The 25,128-nt window shown below is 68.9% G+C and carries 30 protein-coding genes; 11 read left to right on the forward strand and 19 right to left on the reverse strand.

Translation table 11 applies throughout. The annotated features are described in order from the left end of the window. Positions 1-77 precede the first annotated feature (77 nt). Positions 78-551 (forward strand): GNAT family N-acetyltransferase, encoded by a 474-nt coding sequence (locus ACWGIH_RS39235; RefSeq protein WP_453448307.1) that lies wholly within the window; start codon positions 78-80, stop codon positions 549-551. A gap of 139 nt (positions 552-690) precedes the next feature. Further along, positions 691-975, forward strand: a complete 285-nt coding sequence (locus ACWGIH_RS39240; RefSeq protein ID WP_453448281.1) for a cupin domain-containing protein — start codon at positions 691-693, stop codon at positions 973-975. 342 nt (positions 976-1,317) lie between these two features. Here the strand turns inward: ACWGIH_RS39240 and ACWGIH_RS39245 are convergent, their stop codons facing one another. Further along, a complete protein-coding gene (locus tag ACWGIH_RS39245; RefSeq protein WP_453448280.1) occupies positions 1,318-2,235 on the reverse strand; it encodes an NADP-dependent oxidoreductase in 918 nt (305 codons plus the stop codon). Between the two features lie 121 nt (positions 2,236-2,356). Between ACWGIH_RS39245 and ACWGIH_RS39250 the strand changes: the two genes are divergently transcribed. Next, complete coding sequence (locus ACWGIH_RS39250) at positions 2,357-2,821, forward strand: winged helix-turn-helix transcriptional regulator (RefSeq protein ID WP_453448279.1); 465 nt, start codon at positions 2,357-2,359, stop codon at positions 2,819-2,821. Between the two features lie 117 nt (positions 2,822-2,938). On the opposite strand, the gene ACWGIH_RS39255 is transcribed toward ACWGIH_RS39250, so the two are convergent. Next, positions 2,939-3,619: a TetR/AcrR family transcriptional regulator gene (locus tag ACWGIH_RS39255; RefSeq protein WP_453448278.1), complete on the reverse strand. Its 681-nt coding sequence runs from the start codon at positions 3,617-3,619 to the stop codon at positions 2,939-2,941. A 70-nt stretch (positions 3,620-3,689) separates the two neighbouring features. Between ACWGIH_RS39255 and ACWGIH_RS39260 the strand changes: the two genes are divergently transcribed. After that, complete coding sequence (locus tag ACWGIH_RS39260; protein ID WP_453448277.1) at positions 3,690-4,799, forward strand: FAD-dependent oxidoreductase; 1,110 nt, start codon at positions 3,690-3,692, stop codon at positions 4,797-4,799. A 73-nt stretch (positions 4,800-4,872) separates the two neighbouring features. On the opposite strand, the gene ACWGIH_RS39265 is transcribed toward ACWGIH_RS39260, so the two are convergent. Then, the gene (locus ACWGIH_RS39265) at positions 4,873-5,247 is read right to left on the reverse strand and encodes an STAS domain-containing protein (protein ID WP_453448276.1); all 375 of its coding nucleotides are present in this window, start codon (positions 5,245-5,247) and stop codon (positions 4,873-4,875) included. Positions 5,248-5,458: 211 nt separating this feature from the next. Here ACWGIH_RS39265 and ACWGIH_RS39270 point away from each other — a divergent pair, with 211 nt between their 5' ends. Continuing rightward, positions 5,459-5,875 (forward strand): ATP-binding protein, encoded by a 417-nt coding sequence (locus tag ACWGIH_RS39270; protein WP_453448275.1) that lies wholly within the window; start codon positions 5,459-5,461, stop codon positions 5,873-5,875. Between the two features lie 118 nt (positions 5,876-5,993). Further along, a complete protein-coding gene (locus tag ACWGIH_RS39275) occupies positions 5,994-6,302 on the forward strand; it encodes an NIPSNAP family protein (protein WP_453448274.1) in 309 nt (102 codons plus the stop codon). Between the two features lie 125 nt (positions 6,303-6,427). Here ACWGIH_RS39275 and ACWGIH_RS39280 read toward each other — a convergent pair whose 3' ends face one another. Continuing rightward, positions 6,428-6,793: a metalloregulator ArsR/SmtB family transcription factor gene (locus tag ACWGIH_RS39280; RefSeq protein ID WP_453448273.1), complete on the reverse strand. Its 366-nt coding sequence runs from the start codon at positions 6,791-6,793 to the stop codon at positions 6,428-6,430. A 144-nt stretch (positions 6,794-6,937) separates the two neighbouring features. Then, a complete protein-coding gene (locus tag ACWGIH_RS39285; protein WP_453448272.1) occupies positions 6,938-7,285 on the reverse strand; it encodes a DUF5133 domain-containing protein in 348 nt (115 codons plus the stop codon). A 233-nt stretch (positions 7,286-7,518) separates the two neighbouring features. On the opposite strand from ACWGIH_RS39285, the gene ACWGIH_RS39290 reads away from it, so the two are divergent. After that, positions 7,519-8,079, forward strand: coding sequence for a cytochrome b (locus ACWGIH_RS39290; RefSeq protein ID WP_453448271.1), 561 nt, complete (start codon positions 7,519-7,521; stop codon positions 8,077-8,079). A gap of 46 nt (positions 8,080-8,125) precedes the next feature. Here the strand turns inward: ACWGIH_RS39290 and ACWGIH_RS39295 are convergent, their stop codons facing one another. The 3 genes from ACWGIH_RS39295 to ACWGIH_RS39305 all read right to left on the reverse strand — a co-directional run bounded on the left by ACWGIH_RS39295 (position 8,126) and on the right by ACWGIH_RS39305 (position 11,068). Continuing rightward, complete coding sequence (locus ACWGIH_RS39295; RefSeq protein ID WP_453448270.1) at positions 8,126-8,386, reverse strand: hypothetical protein; 261 nt, start codon at positions 8,384-8,386, stop codon at positions 8,126-8,128. 597 nt (positions 8,387-8,983) lie between these two features. After that, a complete protein-coding gene (gene gap, locus ACWGIH_RS39300) occupies positions 8,984-9,979 on the reverse strand; it encodes a type I glyceraldehyde-3-phosphate dehydrogenase (RefSeq protein WP_453448269.1) in 996 nt (331 codons plus the stop codon). 132 nt (positions 9,980-10,111) lie between these two features. Next, positions 10,112-11,068 (reverse strand): GlxA family transcriptional regulator, encoded by a 957-nt coding sequence (locus ACWGIH_RS39305; protein WP_453448268.1) that lies wholly within the window; start codon positions 11,066-11,068, stop codon positions 10,112-10,114. 287 nt (positions 11,069-11,355) lie between these two features. Between ACWGIH_RS39305 and ACWGIH_RS39310 the strand changes: the two genes are divergently transcribed. Next, positions 11,356-11,511, forward strand: a complete 156-nt coding sequence (locus tag ACWGIH_RS39310; protein ID WP_453448267.1) for a DUF6131 family protein — start codon at positions 11,356-11,358, stop codon at positions 11,509-11,511. A 99-nt stretch (positions 11,512-11,610) separates the two neighbouring features. On the opposite strand, the gene ACWGIH_RS39315 is transcribed toward ACWGIH_RS39310, so the two are convergent. The 8 genes from ACWGIH_RS39315 to ACWGIH_RS39350 all read right to left on the reverse strand — a co-directional run bounded on the left by ACWGIH_RS39315 (position 11,611) and on the right by ACWGIH_RS39350 (position 19,140). Next, on the reverse strand, positions 11,611-12,423 hold the full coding sequence (locus ACWGIH_RS39315) for an SAM-dependent methyltransferase (RefSeq protein ID WP_453448266.1): 813 nt from the start codon (positions 12,421-12,423) through the stop codon (positions 11,611-11,613). 123 nt (positions 12,424-12,546) lie between these two features. Beyond that, positions 12,547-13,545 (reverse strand): RNA polymerase subunit sigma-70, encoded by a 999-nt coding sequence (locus tag ACWGIH_RS39320; RefSeq protein ID WP_453448265.1) that lies wholly within the window; start codon positions 13,543-13,545, stop codon positions 12,547-12,549. Positions 13,546-13,622: 77 nt separating this feature from the next. Continuing rightward, positions 13,623-14,960, reverse strand: a complete 1,338-nt coding sequence (locus tag ACWGIH_RS39325) for an MFS transporter (RefSeq protein WP_453448264.1) — start codon at positions 14,958-14,960, stop codon at positions 13,623-13,625. Between the two features lie 115 nt (positions 14,961-15,075). Next, entirely contained in the window at positions 15,076-15,516 is a 441-nt protein-coding gene (locus ACWGIH_RS39330; RefSeq protein WP_453448263.1) for a VOC family protein, read from the reverse strand. Positions 15,517-15,703: 187 nt separating this feature from the next. Next, the gene (locus tag ACWGIH_RS39335) at positions 15,704-16,291 is read right to left on the reverse strand and encodes a DinB family protein (protein WP_453448262.1); all 588 of its coding nucleotides are present in this window, start codon (positions 16,289-16,291) and stop codon (positions 15,704-15,706) included. A 113-nt stretch (positions 16,292-16,404) separates the two neighbouring features. Next, the gene (locus ACWGIH_RS39340; protein ID WP_453448261.1) at positions 16,405-16,761 is read right to left on the reverse strand and encodes a DUF3662 domain-containing protein; all 357 of its coding nucleotides are present in this window, start codon (positions 16,759-16,761) and stop codon (positions 16,405-16,407) included. Positions 16,762-16,906: 145 nt separating this feature from the next. Next, entirely contained in the window at positions 16,907-17,920 is a 1,014-nt protein-coding gene (locus ACWGIH_RS39345) for a mechanosensitive ion channel family protein (RefSeq protein WP_453448260.1), read from the reverse strand. Between the two features lie 185 nt (positions 17,921-18,105). Further along, a complete protein-coding gene (locus ACWGIH_RS39350; RefSeq protein ID WP_453448259.1) occupies positions 18,106-19,140 on the reverse strand; it encodes a saccharopine dehydrogenase family protein in 1,035 nt (344 codons plus the stop codon). A 105-nt stretch (positions 19,141-19,245) separates the two neighbouring features. On the opposite strand from ACWGIH_RS39350, the gene ACWGIH_RS39355 reads away from it, so the two are divergent. Both ACWGIH_RS39355 and ACWGIH_RS39360 read left to right on the forward strand, forming a co-directional pair. After that, entirely contained in the window at positions 19,246-20,232 is a 987-nt protein-coding gene (locus ACWGIH_RS39355; RefSeq protein WP_453448258.1) for a helix-turn-helix domain-containing protein, read from the forward strand. A gap of 44 nt (positions 20,233-20,276) precedes the next feature. Beyond that, a complete protein-coding gene (locus ACWGIH_RS39360) occupies positions 20,277-20,903 on the forward strand; it encodes an SUKH-4 family immunity protein (protein ID WP_453448257.1) in 627 nt (208 codons plus the stop codon). A 111-nt stretch (positions 20,904-21,014) separates the two neighbouring features. On the opposite strand, the gene ACWGIH_RS39365 is transcribed toward ACWGIH_RS39360, so the two are convergent. From ACWGIH_RS39365 to ACWGIH_RS39375, 3 genes are all read right to left on the reverse strand, one after another. Beyond that, a complete protein-coding gene (locus tag ACWGIH_RS39365; protein ID WP_453448306.1) occupies positions 21,015-22,175 on the reverse strand; it encodes a GDSL-type esterase/lipase family protein in 1,161 nt (386 codons plus the stop codon). Positions 22,176-22,230: 55 nt separating this feature from the next. Then, entirely contained in the window at positions 22,231-22,779 is a 549-nt protein-coding gene (locus ACWGIH_RS39370) for a YciI family protein (protein ID WP_453448256.1), read from the reverse strand. Positions 22,780-22,873: 94 nt separating this feature from the next. Further along, positions 22,874-23,440 (reverse strand): TetR/AcrR family transcriptional regulator, encoded by a 567-nt coding sequence (locus ACWGIH_RS39375; protein ID WP_453448255.1) that lies wholly within the window; start codon positions 23,438-23,440, stop codon positions 22,874-22,876. Between the two features lie 148 nt (positions 23,441-23,588). On the opposite strand from ACWGIH_RS39375, the gene ACWGIH_RS39380 reads away from it, so the two are divergent. Next, positions 23,589-25,085, forward strand: coding sequence for an MFS transporter (locus ACWGIH_RS39380; protein WP_453448305.1), 1,497 nt, complete (start codon positions 23,589-23,591; stop codon positions 25,083-25,085). Positions 25,086-25,128: the final 43 nt, after the last annotated feature.

Genomic DNA, 25,128 nt, shown 5'->3' on the forward strand with positions numbered 1-25,128 from the left:
ACAAAACGAACTTCAGACCCGCTGACGAGAAGCCGGGCCGCCGGGTCCGCCGGGTCCGCCGGAGAACCGATGGGGACATCGAGGCGTGCGCGGAGGTCCTCGAGCAAGTCCACCATCATGACGGCTACCCGGTGAACTGGCCCGAGCAGCCCGGCGATTGGCTGTCGAACGCTTCTTTGCTGGGGGCTTGGGTCGCCGACCTCGACGGCCGTCTCGTCGGCCATGTCAGCTTGTCCCGCAGTGGCGAAGGCGATGTGGCCCCCGGATTGTGGAACGAGCGAACCGGGACGCGGAGGGACGCGACCGCTGTGGTCAGCCGGCTGTTCGTCGCCCCGCAGGCGAGGGGGCACGGGATCGGCGCACTGCTGCTCGGCCAAGCCATGGAGGAGGCGCGACGAAGGGGTCTTCATCCGGTGCTCGACGTCGTGGCTTCCGACATCGCTGCGGCGGCTCTCTACGAGCGCCTTGGCTGGGAACGCCTGGCCACGGTGGAGCAGCGGTGGAGCCCGCACCAGACCGTGACCGTCCACTGCTACGCAGCCTCATCGTGATGCGACTGGGCGCGCGGTAACTTGTTGCTCGCCACCACGAGGACGGCGTCCGCGCAGGTCGCGGCAGCTAGCCTGCGGATGGAGATGCCGCACGCCAGTCGCCGTACAGGTGTGGCAACCGACGACGAGGAGCTGAGCCATGACGACCACCGCCCGTGCCACCCTGCAGCACGAAGACGAGCAGGTACGGGTCACCCGCTGGGATTTCGAGCCCCAGGAAAGCACGGGTCGCCATGTGCATGAGTACGACTACGTCGTGGTGCCCGTCACCGATGGTCGCACCAACGTGATCACTCCCGACGGCGCCGTCACCTCCTCGCGACTGCAAGCGGGCCAGTCCTACGCACGCCCGGCCGGCGGCGAACACGAGGTCGTCAACGCCGGCGACGCGCCCCTGGCCTTCGTCGAGATCGAAATGAAGTAGCCCCCGAAGTCAACGAACGTCGGTCAGGCGCCTGGCCGGCCCCGACGGATCACGGTGCGGCGATGGTCGGCACTCAGACTCTGACCGGCGCCTGCGCCTGCGCCTGCGCGGAGGCAGAGGCCGAGGCGGCCGCCCAGGTCGAGATCCACTGTGGTGAGAACCTCAGGTGGCTACCGGCCGCTCGCGCAGCAACAGCCCCCCGGTCACGGCGACCGCGGCCGCGGTCAGCCCGTGGACACCGTACGCGGTTGCGGCTTGGCCCCCTTCGTTCAACACCAGCACCATGTCGCAGCAAGCGGGCGCCGGTGCGGCGGCTCGACGGCGCGCTCGGCGCCGGCCAGGTCAGGGGCAGATGATGTAGCGGCCGCGGAAGCCGCCCTCGGCGGTGGCCCGGTGGGCGTCGGCGGCCTGGTCCAGGGGGACGACCGCGTGCACCCGGGTGGGCAGTTCGCCCGTGGCGGCGCGGGTGAGGAGGTCGGCGATGCGGCCGTGGTCGGAGGTGGTGAGCAGGGAGGCGACCGCGATGCCGCGCTCGCTGGAGGGGCCGAGGCCGGGCCGCAGACCGACATAGGCGCCGCCGTCGCGGACCAGCCCGAGAGCCTGGTCATTGAGTTCCGCGGCGTCGACGACCGCGTCCCATGCCGGCTCCGCGTGCGTGGTGAAGTCGGCGCCGAGGTCGCGGACGAACTTCTCGTCGCCGGTGCGCGCGAGTCCGGTCACCTGCCAGCCGCGGTCCCGGGCGAGTACGGTGACGTTCGCTCCGACCGCCCCCGCGGCGCCGGTCACCAGGAGCCGGGCGGCCCCGGCAGGTGCGTCGCCGAGCAGGTCGACGATCTGCGCGGCGGCCAGTCCGTTGAGGGGGACCGTGGCCGCGGCCAGCAGGTCAAGGCCGTCGGGGACCGGGGCGACGTCGGCAGCCGCGACAACGATCTGCTCGGCATAGGTGCCGTAGTCGCGGTCGAAACCGGCCACCAGGCCGGCCACCCGGGTGCCGGGAGCCAGGTCGACGCCCGGCCCGGCCGCGTCCACGACACCGGCGAACTCCCAGCCCAGGCCGGTGTGTTCGGGCTGCTGCACCAGCCCGATCGTGTGGAAGAAGCCCGCCGCGACGCCGAGGTCAGTGGGGTTGACCGTTGCCGCGGCGATGGCGACGCGGACCTGGCCGGGGCCGGGCTGGACGACGGGCACGTCGATGATCTCGATCGAGTCGGGGCCGTTCGGGACGCGGACGACGGCGGTGCGGAAAGTAGCAGCACTCATGGCCTTGTTCCTTCGAGGTGGGGTGATTGCTTCCGGGCTCCATGCTGGTTTCGTTAACCTCGTCGCGGAAGCAGGCACTTGAAAGTGCGTAAGCCCCCATCGGGAGAGGAAGGAGCGATCCATGTCGACGCGGACGGCGGCTCAGCAGCGGGCCGAGGAGAAGACGAGCTACAACGCGTTCATGGCGGGCTGCCCAAGCCGCCAACTGCTCGAACGGATCTCCGACAAGTGGGTCGCGCTGATCCTCGCTGCGCTCGGCAGCGACGGCCCGCACCGTCCCGGGGTCGACCACGGAGACGGCCCCCGGCCGATGCGCTATTCCGAACTGTCCCGCCGACTCGCGGGCGCAAGCCAGAAGATGCTCACGCAGACCCTGCGCTCCTTGGAAGTCGACGGCATGGTCACCCGGACCGTCACGCCCACCGTGCCCGTCACCGTCACTTACGAGATCACTGACCTCGGTCTGTCCCTGAACCGGGTCATGCTCGGTCTCAAGGACTGGGCGGAAACACACATGACCGAAGTGCTCGCCCACCGCGAGGAACACCAGCGGGCCACAGGCGAGCAGAGCGAGCTTGCTGTGTGAACCTGCAGCCGGACGAACGCGGGCCGGGACGAGCGGATGAGCACCTGTGAGAGCTCGGGGCAAAGACGCACTCGCGTCTCCGTCCCGAGCTTGAGGCTCAGGGCGTACGGTCGCGCCTCACTTGGCGATGTGCGCTTCGATTCCGTCAAGAACGAAGGTGAGGCCGATCTGGAAGGTGCGGTCGGCGTCAAGGTGGGCGGCATCGCGTACCACCGTGGCCAGCGCGGGGAATTGGCCGGAGGCGAACGTCCGCTCCAGGTAGGGGCCGAGTGAGGCCTGCCACCGCTTCTCGTCCATCCCGGTGGCTCGCTCGGCGCGCCGCTCGGCGATCTCCCGCCGCACCGCGCCGATCACGTACGCGTCGACCGCGCTGACCACCGGCATGACGGCGTCCAGGTCGAAGCCGTCCAGCGCCGCGACCACGGCCTCGCCCCTGGCCAGCGCGTGCGGACCGAGCTGGGGTCGTCCGCCGAGCAGATCGGCGAGCCATTCGTGCTCGTGCGCGGCCTGGCGGGTGGTCTCGGCGAGAGAGCGCAGCACCTCCCGCCAGTCGTGTCCGACCGGCCGGATCTCGGCGTGAACCGCGTCGACCATCAGGTCGAGCAACTCGTCCTTGCCGGCGATGTAGCCGTACAGCCGCATCGGCCCGACTCCCAGCGCGGTGGCGACCTTGCGCAGCGACACGGACTCCAGGCCGTCCGCGTCGGCCAGTCGCATCGCCGCTCGCACGATCTGTTCTCGGCTCAGCGGGGCCGGCGTCGGTCGACCCGGCGGCTCGGGCCTCTCCCATACCAACATGCCGCTGACAGTACATGGCATCGAGCGATACGGTGTATCGACCAATACGGTGTATCGAAGTGAGGCGACCATGCATATAGCCATCGTTGGAGCCGGTCTCGGCGGCCTGGCTCTCGCCCGAGTGCTGCACGTGAACGGCATCGACGCTGTCGTGTACGAACGTGAGTCGTCACGCGACGCACGTGGTCAGGGCGGCATGCTCGACATCCACTCCGGCCAGCGGGCGTTGCGCGAGGCCGGTCTGATCGACCAGTTCTTCGCGATCGCCCGCGGCGCGGGACAGGACATGCGCCTTCTCGAGCCGGACGGCACCCTGCTGCTCCAGGAGGACACACCCGACGACGCCCCGCTCGACCGCCCCGAGGTCGACCGCGCCGATCTGCGCAACCTGCTGCTGGATTCCCTTCCCGACAACAGCGTGCGCTGGGGGCACACGTTCAAGACCGCCGAGAGCGGCCTGCTGCACTTCGCCGACGCCGACTCCGTCCCCTTCGACCTGTTGGTCGGCGCGGACGGAGCGCAGTCCCGGGTCCGCGCCCTGCTCACCGATGCCAGTCCGACGCACATCGGACAGAACATCATCGAGGTCGGCATCCCTGACATCGATCGCACGCACCCCGACCTCGCAGCGATGGTCGGGCGTGGCAACTACTGGGTGCTCGGCAAGGGGCTGTCCCTGGCGGCGCAGCGCAACGGCGACGGCCGTGTCCGGATCGGCCTCAGCTTCTACAACACCGCCGAGGACTGGATTGCCACCAACGGGATCCCGTTGGACGACCCGGCTGCCGCCCGGGCACGGCTGATCGACCTGCTCTCCGGCTGGAACCCGCGGTTCACCGAGCTGATCGCAGCCTGCGACGACGCCGTCGTAGCGCGGCCGATCACCACGCTTCCCGTCGGCCTGACCTGGCCGCCGAGGCCAGACGTCACGCTGGTCGGCGATGCCGCACACCTGATGCCGCCGGTGGGGGAGGGAGCCAACATGGCGCTGCTCGACGGCGCTCTGCTCGGTCTCGCGCTGGCCGCGCACCCGGACGACGTTCCTGCGGCTCTCACGAGGTACGAACACGAGATGTTCGAACGCACCAGCGCTGCCGCCCGGATGTCCGCGGAGATGCACGACCTGCTGACATCGCCGGACGCCGCCCAGAAAATGCTCGCGTTCTTCCAGCCTGGCTGACGGTCCGCACGGTCAGTCGCAGCAGGGGCGCCTCCCTGCGCGTCTCGCGTGCCCGTTCGCTGCGAGGGCCTGGCTACGTAAGGGCCTGGCGGAGGGTGTCGTGGCAGTCGATGACCGTTTCGACGCCGACGATGCTCAGCGTGCGCTTCACGGCGGCGTTCGGTGCGGCCAGGCGGAGCCATCCGCCGGCTTCGGTGAGGGTGTGGTGGGCGGCGAGGAGGATGTTGATGCCGCTGGAATCCATGAACGTGACCCGGCGCAGGTCGACGACGACGCGGGGGGTCTCCGCGTCAACCTCGTTCAGGGCCTGCTGCAGTATGGCGCCGCTGTGGTGGTCGATCTCTCCGGACAGGGACAGCACGCGGATTCCGTCGGTGGCTGTGGCCACGACCGACAACCCGCCCGAGGGTTGCGGGTCTTCGGTGCCGGTCATCTCCGTCTCAGTCATGTCGGCGATACTGGCACATGATCGCTGCCGCTGGAGCACTGGCCGGAGCAGGTGCGATCAGTGATGCAGCTCATTCTCGCGCTGAGGTGTCAGGTGCGTATCAGGGGGTAGGGGCGCTGGAGGTTTACACGTGGGGGAGTGAAGTGGCGTAATGGGATCAAGTCCTGAGGGTGACGAGGGTTCTCACTCGTCTGAGGACGCTCTGGAGACCATGGTGGCTCTGGAAGGGGACGGCTCGTGCATCGCCCGCGCCCGTGACCTGGCCGCCGACTTCTTGACCATGGTGCGGCGCGAGCACGGGGTGCCGGTGGCGGAACGTTGCATGGATCTCGCTCGCCTGGTGGTCAGCGAGCTGGTCACCAACGCACTGAAATATGCGCCGGGCCCGGTGCTGGTGCGGCTGCGCATCACCGGAGGCCTGGTGGCGGTGACGGTGTGGGACTCCGAGCCGGTTCTCCCCGTGGTGCGCGGCGTGGATGCCGGACGCATCGGTCAGCACGGCCTGGAGATCGTGCAGGCCATCGCCCATGACTTGTCGGTGCGGCGTGAGGTGGTCGGCAAGCGCATCACCGCCCGCGTCGCTTTGACGGAGAACCTGGCGGAGGTTGCCGCCAGTGCGCCCACGTAGAGGAAGCTGCCGGTCGGCTCGTCCACGTGTCCCACGGGGAGTGCCGGTAGGAGGACTCGGTAGACCTCAGGTTCCGTAAACGCGCCGAAGTCCGAACGGCACACGGCATCATGCAGGCATGATCACCATTCATCTGAAGTACGAGATCGACGCCGACAAGCTCGAGGACTTCGAGGAGTACGGTCGCCGCTGGGTCCGGCTCGTCCACCGTTTCGGCGGGACGCACCACGGCTACTTCTTGCCGAGTGAGGGCGACAGTGACATCGCCTATGCCCTCTTCTCCTTCCCCAGTCTGGCCGCGTACGAGCAGTACCGCACGGACAGCATGTCCGACCCGGAATGCCAGGAAGCGTTCCAGCTCGCTCGTGACACCCGCTGCATCAGGCGCTACGAGCGCCGCTTCCTGCGGCCGCTCGGCCTGTCCTAGACCGCCGGGAGGTGCGTGATGTGACCCGCTGCCGCGCCGCTGTGCGCAGTGCCTCGATGGCGGCCGCGGTCAACTGCTGCCCGTCTGGTTCCGGTTGCTCAGGGCGGCTGCGGGCCAGGTGAGCGTCAGGTGCGCAGGTCGAGCATGGCCGACATGGCGGCGACGACGGCCGGGGCGACCTGGTAGTACACCCACGTTCCGCGACGCTCGGAGGTCAGCAGGCCCGCATCCTTGAGCTTCTTCAGGTGGTGGGAGACGGTCGGCTGGGACACGCCGACATCGGAGATGTCGCACACGCAGGCCTCGCCGCCCGCGTGTGAGGCGACCTTGGAGAACAGCCGCAGTCGTACCGGATCCGCCAGCGCCTTGAACATCACGGCCATCTTCTCCGCGTCCGTCTGGGACAACTCCCCGGCGGTGATCGGCGGGCAGCACGGCACCACGGCCTCGGCGTCCAGCACCGGCAGTTCCACGACCTCTGACTTCGACATGCATCTATGTTGACACTTGTCGATGTGAGGGGCAAGTTCCCCTGCGTCGACAGAAATCGACGATGGCTCGCCGGCGACTAAGAGGCCGCCGATTGCGTGGAGTTGCCCCTGCCGGAGACCGGCGTCCGCGGCGGCGCGGGCCTCTCAGGCTGCTTCGGTGACGTCGGTCTGCTTCGGTGCGGTCGAGGCGTGCGTCGACGCGACGCTTGCTGTGGCGGTGTGGACGGCAGTGGCGGCCGCAGCGGTTGTGTGCGCAGCCTTCGGCCGGCCCGGCGGAGGGGTCTGTACGGCCGCGTCGCTGTCCAGCAGGGCGTCAGCGGTGCGCATGGCCGAGCGAATGTCGGTGGTGCCCGTCATGACGCACAGCGTGTATGCGTGGTTCTCGCGCTCCCGGGCCGTGTCGGGGGTGGGGTGACGCTCGTCGTTGATGACAGCGTCGGCGTATCGCGCCAGGGCCCGACGAAGATCGGCAGGCGTAGGAAGCAGCACCATTGTCTCCTTGCACATCCGCTTACACATCCGCGCTCCGGCAGCCGGAGCCACTGCTGTCCCGTGTGCCCTGCAACGGACCACGCCATGGCCGCATTTCGGCCGTATTGACGGCCTTTTTCAGCCTCCGTGGTCGGGGCGGGGGACCCTTGCCCGGGAGTGCGGCACCTGCTGACCGCCCCCCCCCGGGAGCGGGCCGCGGGATGGAGAAGGGGGTCCCGGGGCACTTTGGAGCCATGGGATTTCACCTGCGTAACGGTGCGCACGGCTATGGGATGGTCACGAAGGTGCTGCACTGGGCGGTATTCGTGGCGCTGGCCGCGCAATTCGCGGTGGGGTACCTGCTTGACGTCGACGACAGCGGCCACGGCCGAGGACGAGGGCGCGGACGGGGCGGTGACTCGGGCAGGGGACGAGGCCGTGGCGGGGGAGGGGAGGACGGGTACGACCCCTTCGGGGATGACGCGATGCTCACCGTGCATGTCGTGCTGGGAGCCACGGTGCTGCTCCTCGCCGTGGCCCGGCTCGTCTGGCGGCTTGCCACGCCGCTCCCGCCATGGGCGCCGGCCTTGTCCCCGGTGGAGCGACGCCTGGCACACGGCACCGAGACCGCCTTGTACGCGACCACGTTCGCCATCCCGCTCACCGGTATTGCCCTGCTGCTCTCAGGAGACGACCTGCTCGTCGCCCACATCGCCTCGCACGTCGTCTTCTTCGTAGCACTGGCGCTGCATGTCGGGTTGGTGCTCAAGCATCAACTGATCAACCGGGACCGTCTGCTGCGCCGCATGCTGTGAGGCCGGTTTCCCGGCGCGTCGACTGAAGTTGTGGAGGCGCGTCTTGTCAGCCCAGCGGGCGTTTGAGGGCGACGCGGCAGGTGGCGTGTTCGGGGAGGAGTCCCTGGGGTTTGCCGGTGGAACGCTCGGCGGTGCGGCGGGCGATTTGGCCGACGATGTTCGTGGCGGGCTGGATCTCTTCGCGCGGCGTGGTGTGCGGCACCGAGGGCGGCACGTGTGGCGGCGCGGCGAACGCCGCGATCGTCGGCAGCGCGGTGGCGGTCAGGGCGGCGAGAACGATGACCAGGGCTCGCAGGCGCGCGGACACAGGGGGCGGGTCCTTTCCGATCGGGGTGGTGGGCTTTGGCTGGAGAGGGCCGGCCGCATCTACGAAGTTACGCACCTCACGTCAAAGGCTCACGTAAGTGGTGTAACGGTAGTTAATCGGACGTAGCGCAGATTCTTCACCATGAAGCCGCTTGGCTGTCGGCCTTGTGCTCGCGCTCGCGTGCTACTGCGGTGGAGCACCCCTCGACTGCGGGGCCGAAGGGAGTGCTGCACGACGGGGTGGGCGTCGCAGTGCCGTCAGAACCCGCAACGGCGTGCAGAAATGCACGGGACGGGCGGGCAATGCATTGGCCACGTGGTGTGGCGGCGAGAGACTTGTGGCGGGCAGTTCCGGCCGCACTGGCTCCCCTACGGCCGGTCCCGCCTCGACCGCGGCGGCCGGCGTGGCGGGACACACGGGCGCGCTGCGGCAGTGAAGGGCCGGTGGCATCGACGTCCCACTCGGCGTGACCTCGATGCCGTCGGCTACTCAAGGCAAGCATTCTCCTGCGCACGCCACGGGTCTCACACAGCAGGTGGAAGCGCTGCGAGCCGCCGTTGGTCGCGCGGCCGACAGCGACCCACCTGTCAAGGCGCGCTAGGCGGCGAGGAGTTCAAGCGTGTCGATCACGCGGTTGGAGAAGCCCCACTCGTTGTCGTACCAGGCCACTACCTTGATGTGGCGGCCGTCGACACGGGTGAGGTCCGCGTCGAAGATGGACGAGGCCGGGTTACCTGTGATGTCGGCCGACACCAGGGGGTCGTCCGAGTACTCCAGGACACCGGCGAGCGGCCCCTCCGCCGCGGCACGGTACGCCGCGAGCACGTCCTCGCGCGTCACGTCGCGGGCCACGGTCGTGTTGAGCTCGACGATCGATCCCACCGGAACCGGCACGCGGATCGAGTCGCCCGACAACTTCCCCGCCAGATTCGGCAGTACGAGGCCGATCGCCTTGGCGGCGCCCGTCGTCGTGGGCACGATGTTCACGGCGGCGGCGCGGGCGCGGCGGGCGTCGCGGTGCGGACCGTCCTGCAGATTCTGTTCCTGCGTGTAGGCATGCACCGTCGTCATGAACCCGTGCTCGATTCCAGCGAGTTCATCGAGCACCGAGGCCAACGGCGCGAGCGCATTGGTCGTGCAGGAGGCGTTCGAGATGATCGTGTGCAGCTCGGCATCGTAGGCGTCGGTGTTGACGCCGAAGGCGAGCGTGACATCCGCGCCGTCCGACGGCGCGCCGACGAGTACCTTCTTCGCACCCGCGTCGAGGTGGGCACGGGCGGCCTTGGCCGACGTGAACCGACCGGTCGCCTCCAGCACGATGTCGACCCCGAGTTCGGCCCACGGCAGCTGCGCGGGTTCGCGCTCCGCGAGGACCTTGATGCGACGGCTGTCGACGACGAGGGTGTCGCCGTCCACGGTCACCGGGCGACCGAGTCGGCCGGCCGTGGTGTCGAAGGCGAGGAGTCGCGCGAGGGTGGCGGGCTCGGTCAGGTCGTTGATGGCGACGACCTCGAGGCTGCTGTCACGTTCGAGCAAGGAGCGCAGCACGTTGCGTCCGATGCGGCCGAATCCGTTGATGGCGATACGAGTCATGAGTGGTGTCCCTTCCAATCGCCACCAGCCTCGCGCGCCGGCGCCGGACGCGGCCCTGGCGTGAGCGCCATGGTTCAAAAGGATCGCGCCAAACGAGTGCCACAAGCGGGAAACTCCTCGTGGGGCGGCTGACTACTCGCCCTGGGCGAACGTGCGCCGGTACTCGCTCGGCGTGGTTCCGAGGATGCGCTGGAAGTGCAGGCGCAGATTCGCACCGGTGCCGAGACCCACGTCGTTGGCGATCTGCTCGACGCTCCGCTGTGAACGTTCGAGGAGCTCACGGGCCATGTCGATGCGGGCACGCATCACCCACTGCATGGGCGTGTATCCGGTGTCCTCGACGAAGCGCCGCGAGAAGGTGCGGGCCGACACCGCCGCATGCTCGGCGAGCAGATCGAGCGAGAGGGGCTCGGCGAGCCTGCGCAGCGCCCACTCCCGGGTCACGGCGAACCGCTCACCGAGCACCTCCGGCACGCTGCGCGGCACGTACTGTGCCTGGCCTCCGCTGCGGTAGGGGGCGGCGACCAGACGCCGCGCCGCGTGGTTGGAGGCGGCCACCCCGAGATCGCCGCGCAGGATGTGAAGGCACAGGTCGATGCCGGAGGCGGCACCGGCGGACGTCAGCACGCTTCCCTCGTCGACGAACAGGACGTTCTCGTCGACCTGGACGAGAGGATGCTTCGCCGCGAGCGCCCGGGTGTAGTGCCAGTGCGTCGTGGCGCGCCGGCCGTCGAGCAGCCCGGTGGAGGCGAGGGCGAAGGCACCCGTGGAGATGGCGGCCAGCCGAGCACCCCGGTCATGGGCGCCCCGCAGCGCGTCGGCAACGGCCTGCGGCGGATCCTCGCGATCCGGGAACCGGTAACCCGGCACAAAGACGATATCGGCCCAGGCGAGAGCGCCGAGGCCATCGGCGACGTGGTACGACAGCCCGTCGCCTCCGGTCACCGGACCCGGCGCCGCACCGCACACGCGCACCTCGTACGGCATGCTCGCCCGCGTCGTGAACACCTGCGCGGGAATCCCGACGTCGAGTGGCTTGGCGCCCTCCAGTACGAGGACGGCAACGCGATGAAGGCGGGAGGAAGACACGGCAACAGGGTAGGCGGAACTTCACATCCGCCCAGTGTCTCCCTCCGTCACCGAGCGCGCCGGCCGGACGGGCCTCACGACGAGGGAAAAACGCAGTGTTGGTCCGCGCGCATTAGCTGTCGAGAGTTGGGCACTCGGAGCTAGCACGACAGTGGCTCAGCAACCGCATAGTTCGCGGGCGGCAGGATTCTTGTCCGCCCAAGGCTATGCGGAGGGCGGGAGACAGGTGCCGCGGGCCGGACTGAGGGCCCGCGCAAAACCGACGAGACTTGAAGATAGGAATGCTCATGATTGTCCTTGGCGTCATATTGCTTATCATCGGCGTGCTGGCTGGTATTTCGCTGCTGACGACAGTTGGCGGCATCCTGGTTGTTGTCGGCGCAGCCCTGTGGATCCTCGGCGCGACGGGACGCGCGGTAGGCGGGCGCAAGCATTACTTCTAGTAGAAGAGCTCAGTAGAAAGGTGCCCGCCCCCTATCTCTTAGGGGGCGGGCACCTGCTGTGTGCTCGAGCGGGGCGGCCGGTGCTGAAAGCGGCGTGAGTCAGGGTTTGCGTGCAAGCGCGCCGAACTGCGGCAGCACGGAACCCGAGTTTGCCCCGGCGCGCCACTGCGCGCACGACACCAGTCCGGGGGAGACAAGGTTCAGGCCGTCGAAGAAGGAGCTGATTTCTGCGCGGCTGCGGGCGGTGATCGGCGGGGTGGCGTTCTCGTTCCAGAACTTCATGGCCTCGACGTTGCCTTCGCCACCCAGGTCGCTGTCGGTGGTGGGGTGTGTCAGGGCGAGATAGCTGCCGGAGGGGACCGAGGCCATGATCTGGCGCACGATGTCCCGTGCCTCACCCGTGTCGAGGACGAAGTTGAGAATCCCCAGCATCATGACCGCGACGGGTTGGTCGAGGTCGAGGATTGCCGATGCGCTCGCCATGACGCCGTCCGGGCTGCGGACATCGGCGTCGATGTAGTCGGTGGCTCCCTCCGGAGTACCGGTCAGCAGGCTGCGGGCGTGGATCAGCACGGTGGGATCGTTGTCGACGTACACGGTCCGGGATTCGGGTGCGATCCGTTGGGCGATCTCGTGGGTGTTGTCGGAGGTCGGCAGGCCCGTTCCCAGGTCCAGGAACTGCCGTACGTCACAGTCGGCGGTCAGGAAACGGACCGTACGGCCGAGGAACTGACGGTCGGCGCGGGCCACGTCTCGGATCACCGGAAACATCGTGGCGACCTGGTCGCCCACGTGTTGGTCGATCTCGTAGTTGTCTTTCCCGCCGATCCAGTAATTCCATACGCGTGCGTTGTGCGCGACCCCCGTGTTCAGCCTGCCTGATATGTCCGACAGGTGTTGGCTCTCGCTCACGTCTTCCCCTTTTTCTCGTTCACCCACGAGGTGGTCCAGAGGCAATGTGTACCGGATCATCCAGGAACAATGCGTGCCGGATCGGGTATTCGCCTCGACGGCTACGGACTGCTTGCCATTGTCCTAGTCGGTGGCGTCCCCGGGCAGGCGCTCCGGCAGCCCGAGCCGCGGGAACTGGTCGTCGTGGAACGTGACGATCTCGGTGATTTCCCCACCGGTGACTCGCAGGACATCGATCGTCAGCGGCAGGTAGGCGCCCTCCGCCTTCTGCCAGAGGTAGAAGGCGACGGCGGGCTGTCGGTTCACCGAGGTGAGGATTCCGCGCAGGCCCTTCATGCCCTCGAAGCCGTCCTCGATCCAGTCGTTCACCACCGCGTCACGGCCGACGTGCAGACCCGGCGTGGGCGGCATCGAGCACCGCACGTCGTCCCGCAGCATCGTGGTGAGCCGACCGACGTCCGTGGCCACACTCGCATCCGTATACCGGCGCACCAACTCGCGCGTCCCGGCGTCCTGTTCGCCGACGGTCCAGTCCTGCCGCTCGGTGGGCAGGTGCTCCCGCATCCCGGCACGGGCCCGCTGCAACGCGCTGTTCACGGAGTTGACCGAATCCCCGAGGGCCTCGGCGACCTCCTTCGCCGGCCAGCCGAGCACGTCCCGCAGGATCAGCACGGCGCGCGGTCGCGGCGAAAGGTGCTGGACGGCGACCAGATACGCCAGCTCGATCGTCTCCCGGGCGACCGCGACGGTCTCCGGCTCGTCCGCATCGCCGGCGGGCACTTCATCGAGGAGCCGGTCCGGGTAGGGCTGCAGCCACTGCACCTCGCCGCCGGTCGCCGGCTCGGGACGTCGCTTGGCGAGCAGGTCCAGGCAGGCATTGGTGGCGATCCGGTACAGCCAGGCCCTGAACGTCGACCGTCCCTCGAAGGTCTCCCGCCGCCGCCAGGCACGGAGGAACGTCTCCTGTACGGCATCCTCGGCGTCCTCGAACGACCCCAGCATCCGGTAGCAGTGCACGTGCAGCTCCCGCCTGTGCCGCTCCGCCAGCCCCGAGAACGCAGGCTCGTCGACCTCGCTCAGACTGCTCACACCCAGCTCCTTCAGCCGCGTCTCCGCACTCATCACGTCATCCTTCCCTCTCGTTGTGTCCCGACAAATGTGTGACGGGTGGAGGCGCGAAAAGTCATCACGAAGGTCGGCTATCGCTGGCTCTGGGTTGCGTCCGGCCTGCCTGCGGTGTCCGGATGGGGCGCGGGCAGAGCATGGCGGACGTCGGCCGTGAGGGCACCCGTCGTCGCGGTGCGGCGGGGCCGGGATGCGGTGGCAGGTGAGAGCGCGGCGGCAACGAGCATGAGCAACAAGACCGGGACCATCGCGGCGCGCAGCCCGTGGTGTTCGCCGAGGAAGCCAAGAGCCGGCGGTCCCGCCAGCAGAGCCAGATACCCGATCCGCGAGGTCAGGGCGACGCGGCCCGCGGTGTCCGGGCCGGACTCGCCGGCCGCGGAGAGGGCCAGCGGGAAGCCGAGGGAGGTACCCAGCCCCCACAGGAGCACGGCGCAGCCGGCCGCCACCGGGGAATCCACGAAGGACACCAGGGAGATCCCGACGGCCGTGAGCAGCGCACCGCCGCCCAGCACCGCCGGCCGGCCGAAGCGGGCGACCACGGGGCCGCCGGCGAAGCGGCCGACCGCCATGGCGGCGGCGAAGCCCGCGTACACCAGCGACCCGAGTCCCGCGGGCATGGCGTGACCGTCGACCATCAGCAGCGGCAGCCAGTCGGTGGCGGCGCCCTCGGCCAGTGTCATGCCGAGCACCACGCCGCCGATCAGCAGCAGCCGCGGATCGAGATACAGCCGCGGTTCGCGCATCCCTTCGCTGGTGCCGGAGGTGCCGGGGGTGCCGGGCGCGCGGTCGTCGGCGGTGGCCGATGCCCCGGCAGATTCCTGGTCGGCGGCGCGGGGGCGGCGACCGATGCCGGGGCGCAATCTGGGCAGGGCGAAGGTGAACAGCACGATCGTCAAGACCAGCACCCCCGCCAGATGCCACGGCACCGGGAAGCCGACCGACGCGCCGGCCACCCCAAGGGCCGCCCCCACCACGGTGCCGAGGCTGTAGCAACCATGCATGGCCGGCAACGCAGGCCGGCCGAGTTCCTGCTCCACGCCGGAGCCATCGACGTTGCTGGCAACCTCCGAGAGCCCCATACCGGTGCCGAAGAGCAGCAGGCCAAGAGCCACCACCGGGGCTGAGGACACCGCCGCGCCCAGCGCCATCACCCCCACACTGGCCAGGACGAGGGTCATGCACGCGACGATGACGGGGCGGGTCGAGAACCGCGCCACCAGGGCGCCGGCCGCCGAGATGCCGAGCATCGAGCCGATCGACATGCCGAAGAGAACCAGGCCCATCTCGGCGGTCGAAGCGCCGAGCCGGTCCCGGACGTCAGGGGTCCGGGTCACCCAGGTGGCGAGCGCCAGGCCGGGTATCGCGAAACACAGCTGCAGCGCGGTCAGGTGACGGCGGATCAGCGGATCCATGGGGGCGCGAGCCTCCGTGAGACGGGACAGTGGGCGGGCCCGCTTACCCTAGCCACGCCCCAACCGCCCCAACCTTGTGGCCATGCCCCCGCGAAGCCCTGACAGTTCCTTCGGCTCAGCGCAGTTGCTGCGCCAGTCCGACGATGACGCCTTCCGGCCCGTAGACGTAGCAGAGCAGATAGCTGTCCTCGAAGCGGGCGATTTCCCCGACGAGTTCAGCGCCGTGCGGGCGCAGGCGGGCAACGGTGTCCTCGAGGTCGTCGACGGCGAACATGACGCGGTGCGTGCCCAAGATGTTGTGCGGCTTCCTGCCCGGACCGGTGCTGCTGGCGGCGGGGGTGCGGTACTTCGCCAGTTCGAGGCGGCTGTGGCCGTCGGGGGTCCGGACCATCGCGATGTCGCAGTGGACGCCGTCGAGTCCGGTGCACTGGTCGGCCACCGGGCCCTGGACCTCGGCCCTGCCCTCCAGCTCCATACCCAGTTCCACGAAGAACGCGATGGCGGCGTCCATGTCCTCGACGACGATGCCGACGTTGTCCATCCGCTGAATCGCCATGCTGGCTTCTCCTTCATCCTCGCGCGGCCGGTGGTGGCCGCTGATGTCCCTGGGACGGAGCCGCCGGCACGTTCTCGACATCTGCGGACCACCGGCTCCGAAATAAATTTGCGTCGAGCCCGGTACCCACTGCGGCAGCTGGGCCCGTTCTTGGGCCCATGTCGTTCTCGGTCCCGGGTCAGAGACATCAAGCCTTGATCGGTGCGGCCGATCTGGCGGCCTGCTCGATCTTCGCGCAGTAGGCCGCACGGGCTTCCTCGTCGATCCGGGTCTCGTTCTCGGCGCGCACCCCGGTCCGGCCGTCGAGGCTTTCGCGCAGGATATCGGCGTGCCCGGCGTGCCGGATGGATTCGCCGAGGACATGGACCATGACGGCGAACAGATTCGTGTTGGGACAAGGCTCCGGCCACCACGGCACGTGGCCGGGGGCATCGAGGGGAAGCTCGTTGATCGTCGCGTCCGAGTGTTCCCACGTGCGCCGGTAGAACTCGATGATCTGATCGCGGGTCTCGTCCTCGGTCGCCCACAGATCGCTGCCGTTGGAGTGGTCCTGCCACCGGGGCAGCGCTTCAGGGGAGGGGCGGTCGAAGACCTCGCCGAAGTACCTGGTCTCGACGCCGGCCACGTGTTTGACCAGGCCGAGGAGGTTGGTACCGGTCGCTGTCAAAGGTCGACGGGCGTCGTATTCGGACAAGCCGTCGAGTTTCCACAGCAGCGCTTCGCGGTCCCGCCGCAGTCTCCCGTGCAGGACATCTTTCGCGAATTCATCGATCATGCGCCACGAGCCTGCCATGGGCTGCTCGTGGTCTCAAGATCCCGCACGTGGTCCGCTACGTCGCTTGCGTTGCTTACGTCGCTACGGAATCGGTCGCCTCAGCTGGAATCGACTCAGCTGGGATCAACCCCGCTGTACACACGGAATTGGTCGACAGTGTCCTCTGCGGCGGCATGAATGTGCACCGAGACGGGACCGGGAAATGTGTAACCCTGTTCAGCCGCGTGCCGGCATACCTGAGCGCCGAGCTGGCGCTGCACTTGCGCCTTGTATGTGGCCAGTCGCCGGTGAGAAGCCGGCGGCAGCTCAAGTGTGTAGGTGTTGGGTGCCAGGACCCGTTGTCGATCGACGATGACCGTGTTGTCGTCGCATGTCTGGCGAAGTTCGGCCAGGACTTCCGGCTGCTCCCGTTGGCCGGGCAGCACACGGTCCCACAGCGGGGCGGTCCACTTCTCCAGGACGCTTTCCACGTTACTGATTCCCATACCGACCGGGTGCCCGACGAGACGCGATGCACGCACCCGGACCGGCATGAGGGTGGCGGGTTGCCGCTGAGGCGCGCGGGGAGCGAGGTTCCCGCGACGGACCCCTCATCGACGTTTCAGCGGATGAGCGTCAGTTTGCTGCCGATGCCCTGCGGCCGACGCCGTCCGTGACGTCATTGTCCGTACGCATCCATACGGTGCGCTGGGGGTGGGGGATCTCGATGCCCGCCTCGTCCAGGGCTTCCTTGACGCGTCGGCGCAACTCGCGCGTCACGGTCCACTGCTGGAGGGGGAGGGTCCGGACGGCCACACGGACCACCACTCCGTCCGGCTCCAGGGACTGCACTCCCCAGACCGAGGGGTCCTCCAGCAAGACCGAGGAGAATTGCGGCTCTTGGCGCATGGCGTGACCGGTCCGCTCCAGGGCGCTGTAGACGGTGTCGAGAGGGGACTCGTACGCCACCGTGACGTCCAGGACGGCGCGGGCCCACTCCTGGCTGTCGTTGCGTACGCGCAGGATTTCGCCGTTGCGGATGTGCCACAGACCGCCGTTGAGATCGCGGACCTGGGTGAGGCGCAGGCCGACGTGTTCCACCTCGCCGATCGCCTCGCCCAGGTCCACTGAATCGCCGACGCCGTACTGGTCCTCCAGCATGATCAGCATGCCGGACAAGTAGTCCGCGACCAGGCTCTGCGCACCGAAACCGATGGCCAGGCCCACCACGCCGGCACTGGCCAGCAGCGGGCCAAGGGCGATGCCGACCTGGTCCAGGAGCATGGCCGTGGCCATGACGCCGACCACGACCGTGACGATGCTGCTGAGCACCGAGCCGATGGTACGAGCACGCTGCTCGCGGCGTTCGTTGGCCCGGCTGCGGTCACGGTGCAGCACGGCCGGGCCGCGGCTGGTGCGGCGAGGTTCGTTCGCCTGCTCGGGCGGCTGAAGAATGCGCTGCACGACGCGGGTGATGGCTTTCTTGGCCAGTTTCCGGACGATCACCGCCCCCAGAATGATGAGCACGATACGCAGCGGAATGCCGATGAAGAAGTCGGCGTTGTCCCGCAGCCAACTTGGGGCGGCTATCGCCGGAAAACCCGCGCTGCCGCCAGGGAGGGACGACGCATACACGCCGATGGATGACACGGAAAACCGCTCCACTCAGTCGAATTGGCAAGATCGCAGCGGGGACCGTAACTGCGGCTCCGGAATCCGGTCAACACGTGTGTGGGTCGTGTGTGAGAAGGGTGCTTGCAGCGTAGGAAGGCACTTCATGATGTCCGGCCTGGCTCGTCGCCGTGGGCGTCGGAGTCGGCCCGGTCCCGTACTCGCTACGACCGAACGTCCACCGTCAGGTACGAGCTCAGAGCGTGCAGGAAATCCGGCGCGTCGAAGACTTCGCCGGCGGAGACGACACCGACCGCCTTGGTGCGGCCGGTGAGGATGCGGTCGACCGCTTCCACCGCGAGCGGTGCGGTGACCGCGTAGATGTCCCGGCCGGCGGCCGTCGCGCGCCGTTCCGTGCCGCGGAAGCGAACAACGACGTCGACGAGGAAGGTCTGCGCGGACCGCCCGTGTTCATCGACCGGGGCAGGGGCCGGTGTGTCGGGGTCCGCCAGGCCGCCGGCCGCTTCGGTGCTCATGTAGGAGCGCACCTCGGGAACGTCCAGGTGGCTGGGGATGGTGACGACGTCGGCCATGGTGAACTCGCCGATCACGGTGCGCGGGCCCAGGGGGTCGGGGAAGGACCACTTGAGGGTGGGCAGTTCGTCGTTGTGGTAGTCCAGCCGGCCCTGCGTGAAGCGGACGCGGCGGCCCTCGCGCCGTTCGGCGGAGACCCGGCCCGCGGCACGGGTCCCTTCCGTCGGGTGCCAGTTGTTCAGTCCGTAGGCGACATGAACCTCGTCGGCCTCGGTCCACTTGCCCATCGCCATAGTGGCCAGCAGGTCACCGAGGCCGCCGTAGAAGGCCATGGCGGGGACGATCACCGCGCCGGCGTCGCGGGCCCGGTCCCCGAAGAGCGCGAAGGTGTCGGCGTTGGCCTCGATCTCGGCCGCCACGTCCACGTAGGGGATCCCGGCGCGCAAGGACGCCTCGATCAGGGGAGCCGCCGTCGTGGCGAAGGGCCCGGCACAGTTGATGACTGCGGCCGCGCCGTCCAGCGCACGGTCCAGCGAGGCCGGGTCGTCGACGGACGCCGGACGAACGTCGAGCGCCGGGTGTTCTTCCGTCAGCGCCCGCAACTTGCCGGGATCGCGCCCGGACAGGACCGGTATGAATCCTCGCTCGCACAGATGCCTCACCACGAACCGGCCGGTGTGCCCGTACGCGCCGTACACCGTGACGGTCTGCTGCTGTGCTGTCATGACGTCTCCCTGAGTGCTGCGTGAGCCGAACTGTCGTGATCATCATGGCCAGTTGGAGCAGCAATCGTCAGTGTCCGCAACGACACGCCCCGTACACTTTCGGACATGCCCTCTGTCGCCCTGGCCGTCACGCACGGCATGCTGCACTTCGAACTGGCCGTGGCTCACGAGGTGTTCGGGTCCGCCCCGGACGCGGTCGCCATCCCCTGGTACGACCTTTCCGTCTGCGGACCGAAGAGCGTGTCCTTTGGCGCGTTCCGTCTGGAGCCCGACGGGGGACTGGACCGGCTCGAGGGCGCCGACACTGTGATCGTCCCGGGCTGGGCCGACATCGACATGAAGCCGCCCGCGGCCCTCATCGACGCGTTGCGTGCAGCCCACCGCGCGGGTGCCCGTATCGCATCCCTGTGCACCGGCGCGTTCGTGCTGGCCGCAGCGGGCCTGCTGGACGGCAGGCGCGCCACCACCCACTGGGCGCACACCGACGCACTCGCCGCCCGCTACCCCGAGGTCGAGGTCGATCCGGACGTCCTCTACGTGGACAACACCAGCATCCTCACCTCCGCCGGCAAGGCCGCCGCGCTGGACCTGTGCCTGCACCTCGTCCGCCTCGACCATGGTTCCGCGGTCGCCAACACGGTGGCCCGTCGCCTGGTCGTGCCGCCCCACCGATCCGGCGGCCAGGCCCAGTTCGTCAGTACGCCGGTTCCCGCCCAGGACGACCACCCTCTCGGCGCCCTGCTTCCCTGGATCATCGAACGGCTCGACCAGCCGTTGACCGTGGAGGACCTCGCCCGTCAGGCGCACATGAGCTCGCGCCATCTGGGCCGTCACTTCCGGGCGGTGACCGGTACCACCCCCTTGCAGTGGCTGCTGGCCCAGCGGATCCGCCATGCTCAGGAGCTGCTGGAGAAGACCGACGACAGCATCGATACCGTCGCGCTCGCCACCGGCATGGGTACGGCCACGACCCTGCGCCGCCATTTCAACCGGAGCCTCGGGGTGCCCCCGGACACTTACCGCCGCACCTTTCGCCTCCGAACCCGCGGACTCCCGGACCAGGCGAGTCCGGCGCCCGCGCAGTTCCGCTAGGGTCGCGTGGCGCTTGCGCCGCCGCCTAGTTCGGAGTTGCCTACATGCTTTTCGATGTCACCCGCAGCAAGCTCGTCGACCTGTTCGGCGAGGAGCGGATCGCGACCGTGCCTGCCGCCGCCTTCCCGCACTCCGCTGTGGACACCGAGGGGGCCCGCCTCCTGCAGACCGTCGGCGCACCTGTCGGAACGCTGTTGTTGCGTCAGCCCGCAGAGGCCGACGGTTTGCTGCCCCTCGTTCAGGATGTTGTCTCCCTCGAGGACTTCGAGGATTTCGAGGGCGCTGCACAGGGCGCGGGCGACTGGCCCGTCATCGGCTGGCTGCTCAACGCCCACCTCGCCCTCGACCCCCTCTCCGGCAAGGTGCACGCCTTCGATGCCGACGAGGAGACCGTGGTCGAACTCCACACGGATGTCTCTTCCCTGCTCCAGGTCACCCTCCGGCTCCAGCGCCTGCTCGAGGAGTTCACCTTCAGCGACGATCAGGACGAGGAGGAAGCCGACTACGAGCGCCTGGACGGCGAGGTCGACCGCATCCGCGCGGAGACGAGCAGCATCGACCCACTGCCCTTCCAGGACGAGGAGACCGTCTGGGCGATGGTGGGCGATGAGATCGCCATGGGCCAGCGTTTCCAGGGCAACAACCCGGGAGCCCGCTCGCATGACAGGTGACAGGTGATCGTCGGTGGGGGCCACGGCTGCGACGATGCCGACGAAGACGAGGACGAAGACGAGCATTTAGTCAACACTTCGTCGTCGCATCGGAGTTCCCTCGGGCGCCGACTACGGCTGAGGTGACTGACGTTGGCGGAAGGGGCCGTCGGCCGCGAAGGCGTGGGCGGCGAAGCGCTTGCCCATGCGGCGGTACGCGGTGGCGGTGGGGTGCAGGCCGTCGGGCAGGTCCTCTGTCTCGTGCGGGCCGAGCAGCTCTTGTCCGTCGAGATAGTGCAGATGAGGGTCAGAGGCTTGTCGTGCCGCGACGATCCGGGCCAACTCGGCGCGGACCACGGACAGCGACAAGGCGCCACCGGGCACATCGGCCGCATCGCCCAGGGCAGCGATCCTTCCGTCCGGACCGATCACGGTGGGGCCGGGAATCTGCTCGAGGGCCGGACAGCTCACCGGAGAGATCAACAGCAGCGGGGCGTGCGGGTGACCGTCCCGGATCGTGTCCAGAAAACCGTGGACCGCCGGACCGAACGACCGCAGCCGGAAGGCGGACAGGCTCACGATGTTGATGCCCACCTTGAGGCTGATCAGGTCGGCGTCCGTGTCGCGGATCGTCCGGGCGACATAGGGGTCCAGCAGTGCGTTGCCCGCCTGGCTGAGGTTGATCACCTCCACCCCGCCGAGCATGGCCGCCACCACCGGCCAGGTCCCGGTCGGGCCGTCAGCTTCGATGCAGTGGCTGATGGAGCTGCCATAGTGCACCCAGCGCTGCCGCCCGTCCGCCCGCGGCGCCAGTACGTCGCCGTCAGCGCGCAGCGCCACCAGCTCCGTAGGGGTTTGCTGGGGAAGCCACAGCTCGATGTCCTTCATGCCGGCCGGCAGCCCGGCAAACCGTACGGTTCCGGGCTTGCCCGGGATGAGTCGTTGTGCGGCCCGGGGGCCCGCCATCCGCATGACGTTGCCCACCGGCGCGTGTCGACGCTCGGCCAGGGCACCGTCCACCATCAACTCCAGCATTCCGGTGGGGCGGGGGTGGGGGTCGGTGTCGAGCTGGCCGGTGGAGGTGAGTACCTCAAGCTCCAGGGTGCGTGCGTCGGTGCGGAACACCAGCCGGACCCCCGACGGCATCAGGGTCGCCCCGTAGACCGACGGGTCCTGGTACTGCTCCTTGGTCCACGCGGGCAACCGGCGCGGCATCACTCCGGCCGGTGTGGTCTCCAGGTCCAGCGCACCTCGTAACTCCACCGGCCCGCCCACCAGGGGAACCGCCCGCAGCGCCACCGTCACTGCTCCTGTCCTGGAGTTGGCATGGGCCCGGTGCCGGCGTGGTTCATCGTCGCCCGCCGCACTCATAGGCGTGGACTTCGATATGGGCATAGCGGTCCGGAGTCAGCACGGCGCGTGCCGTGTCCGGGTCCGGGGCCCTGAGGAGCGCCGCCGTGCCCAGCCAGGTGTCGCCGTCGTCGGACAGCAGCGGCCCGTACGCGATCAGCTCGTCCTGGTCGGGCGGCAGGGCTAGGTCGGCGGCCGGGCCCTCGCCCAGGCCGATCACCAGGTACCGGTCGTCACCGCTGAGGCCGCCGGGAAAGTCCCACATGGTGCGGCCCAGTATGTTGCGCCACCGGCGCAGCAGCACGTCCCGGTACGCACCGGCCTGGTAGTTGGGCTCGTCGAAGGCGAACGCGCGGGCGGCGGCGGGATCGGGCAGATCGACGATATGCACGCTGCCGGTGGGCGTTTCACCGTCATCGGCGAAGGTCGGGCCGCGAGCGATCAGTTCTTTCGTGTACCGGTCCATGTAGGACCAGTGCTCCTCCAGCAACTCCTCGCGCAGTGCGAGGGAGCCCAGCCGGTCTCGGTGGTAACAGAAGTACTCCATGACCCCAGACCCTGCCTCACCCAACGGCACCACCTCAACTGGCTTCTGGCGCCCGGGATGGACCCGGTGGGTATCGCAGGGTGCAGGGTCGAGGTCACAGCAGTCGGTCGACCAGCCCGTCGACGTAATCCGGGGTGAGCGGGACCATGCCGAACAGGACGCGGATGTACATCGGCGCCAGGATGTGGTCAAGGACGCCGAACGCGTCAGGAGCCTCCTCGCCACGGTCGCGGGCGCGATCGAGCATGGACTGCAGTTGCCGCGTGCGTTCGTCGCGTAGGTGGGCACCCGCCTGCAGGCCCTGCTGGCCGTTGCTCGACAGGGCGACGGCCAGGCGTACCAGCGCCGGTCCGTCAGGTCCGGTGATCTCGCGGGCCACTTGGGCCGCGTATGCGCGCAGGTCGCCGGCCAGGCTCCCGGTGTCGGGCATCGGTGACCGTGCGTTGAGGCGGGCGAGCGCCACGTCGGTGAGCAGGGATTCCAGGCTGCCCCACCGGCGGTAGATGCTGCTGTCGGCCACACCCGCGCGCGCTGCGACATCGCCGACGGTGAAGTTGCCGTAACCGCGCTCGCTGATCAGGTCGGTGACGGCCTGGTGCACCTCGGCGCCTACGCGGGCGCTGCGCCCGCCGGGCCGCCGTACTCGCTCTCGCTCGTTCATGCGCCCACCTTAACGCAGTCCGCACTTGCGTTTGTGAGGCAAGCCTCCTTATAGTCCCCTAACGCAGTCACGGACTGCGTTAGCGAGCTCAGGTGTACCGCCCCCGTGCCAACCCGGCCGGGCGCAACCAACGTTGAGAGGAATCCCCATCGCTGCATCGCATGCGGTCGTAGGCAGTCGATCGAACCGGGCCGTTCTGCTCACGGTGACCTGCCTCGGCCAGTTCATGGTCCTGCTCGACAACACGATCGTCGGAGCGGCGCTGCCCGACATGCAGCACCGACTGCACGCTGATTTGACCGGCCTGCAATGGATCGTCGACGCGTACGTACTGCTGGTCGCCATGCTGCTGCTGTCCGGCGGCATCTTCGCCGACCGGTTCGGCCGCAAGCGGGTGTACCTGACCGGTGTGGCGGTGTTCACCGTCGCGTCGGTGCTGTGCAGCCTCGCGCCCTCGGTCGGCTGGCTGGTCGCGGGCCGGGTGCTGCAGGGCATCGGGGCCGCGGCCCTGAGCCCCGCCTCGCTGGCCCTGCTCGTCGCCGCCTATCCCGTGCCGCAAGAACGGGTCAAGGCGATCGGGCTGTGGGCCGGACTCAGCGGAATCGGTCTGGCCGCAGGCCCCGTGGCCGGCGGCGTGCTGACGGAGGCCTTCGGCTGGCCCGCCATCTTCCTGGTCAATCTGCCCATCGGTCTGGTCCTGCTGCTGGTCGGTCTGCGCAGCCTTGAAGAGGCCCGCAATCCGAACGCCCCCGCAATCGACATCCCCGGGACGGTGCTGTCCGTCCTGGGAGTGGGGGCGCTGACCTTTGGACTGATCGAGGGTGGTGCCCGCGGCTGGACGTCGCCGGTGATCCTGGGCAGCCTCCTTGCCGCGGTGAGCCTCCTCGCCGCCTTCGTCGCCGTCGAAGCGCGTCGTCTCGCTCCGATGCTGCCCCTGCGATTGTTCCGGCAGCGGCTGTTCACCGTGTCCAACACCGCCATGGTCGTGGTGGGGTTCGCGCTCATGGGCTCGTCGTTCTTCTTCTCCCAGTTCTTCGTGTACGTCCAGGGCAGCTCGATCCTGCGCGCCGGCCTGCAGACCCTGCCGGTATCCCTCGGCATGGTGATCGTCAGCCCGTACGCGGGCCGCCTCGCCGCCCGGTACGGCTTCCGCATCGTGGTCACCGCCGGCCTCGCCCTCGCCGGCCTGGGGCTGATGGCGCTCGGCATCGTGCACGCCGACACCGGCTACGGGAACGTGTGGTGGCGGCTGGCAGTCGTCGGCGTCGGCTTCGCCCTGACCATGTCCCCACTGACGGGAGCCGCCATCCAAGCGGTCAGCCTGCAGGAAGGCGGCCTCGCCTCGGGCATCAGCAGCACCACCCGGCAGATCGGCGCGGTGCTCGGTGTGGCGGTACTCGGAGCCATCGTCCGCACCCGGCAATCCGGCGGCGCCTCCTTCGAGAGCGGCCTGAACAGCGCCTTCGTCGCGGCCGGCGCCATCACCTTGGCCACCGCCGTGTTCACCGGCCTGTGGCTGGCGAGGTCCAAGCCCGCGGAGGGTTCCGTGGCGCCCCGACGTGTCACCGACCCAGGCGCGGCCGCCACTTCGAACGAGGTGTCCGCGAAAGCCGTTGACGAGCAACCGTTGACGAACAGTCATTGACGTCAACAACCGTGGTGCCGGGAGGTGTCCCGATGGAGGCTCC

The sequence above is a fragment of the Streptomyces sp. NPDC054872 genome (assembly GCF_053610705.1).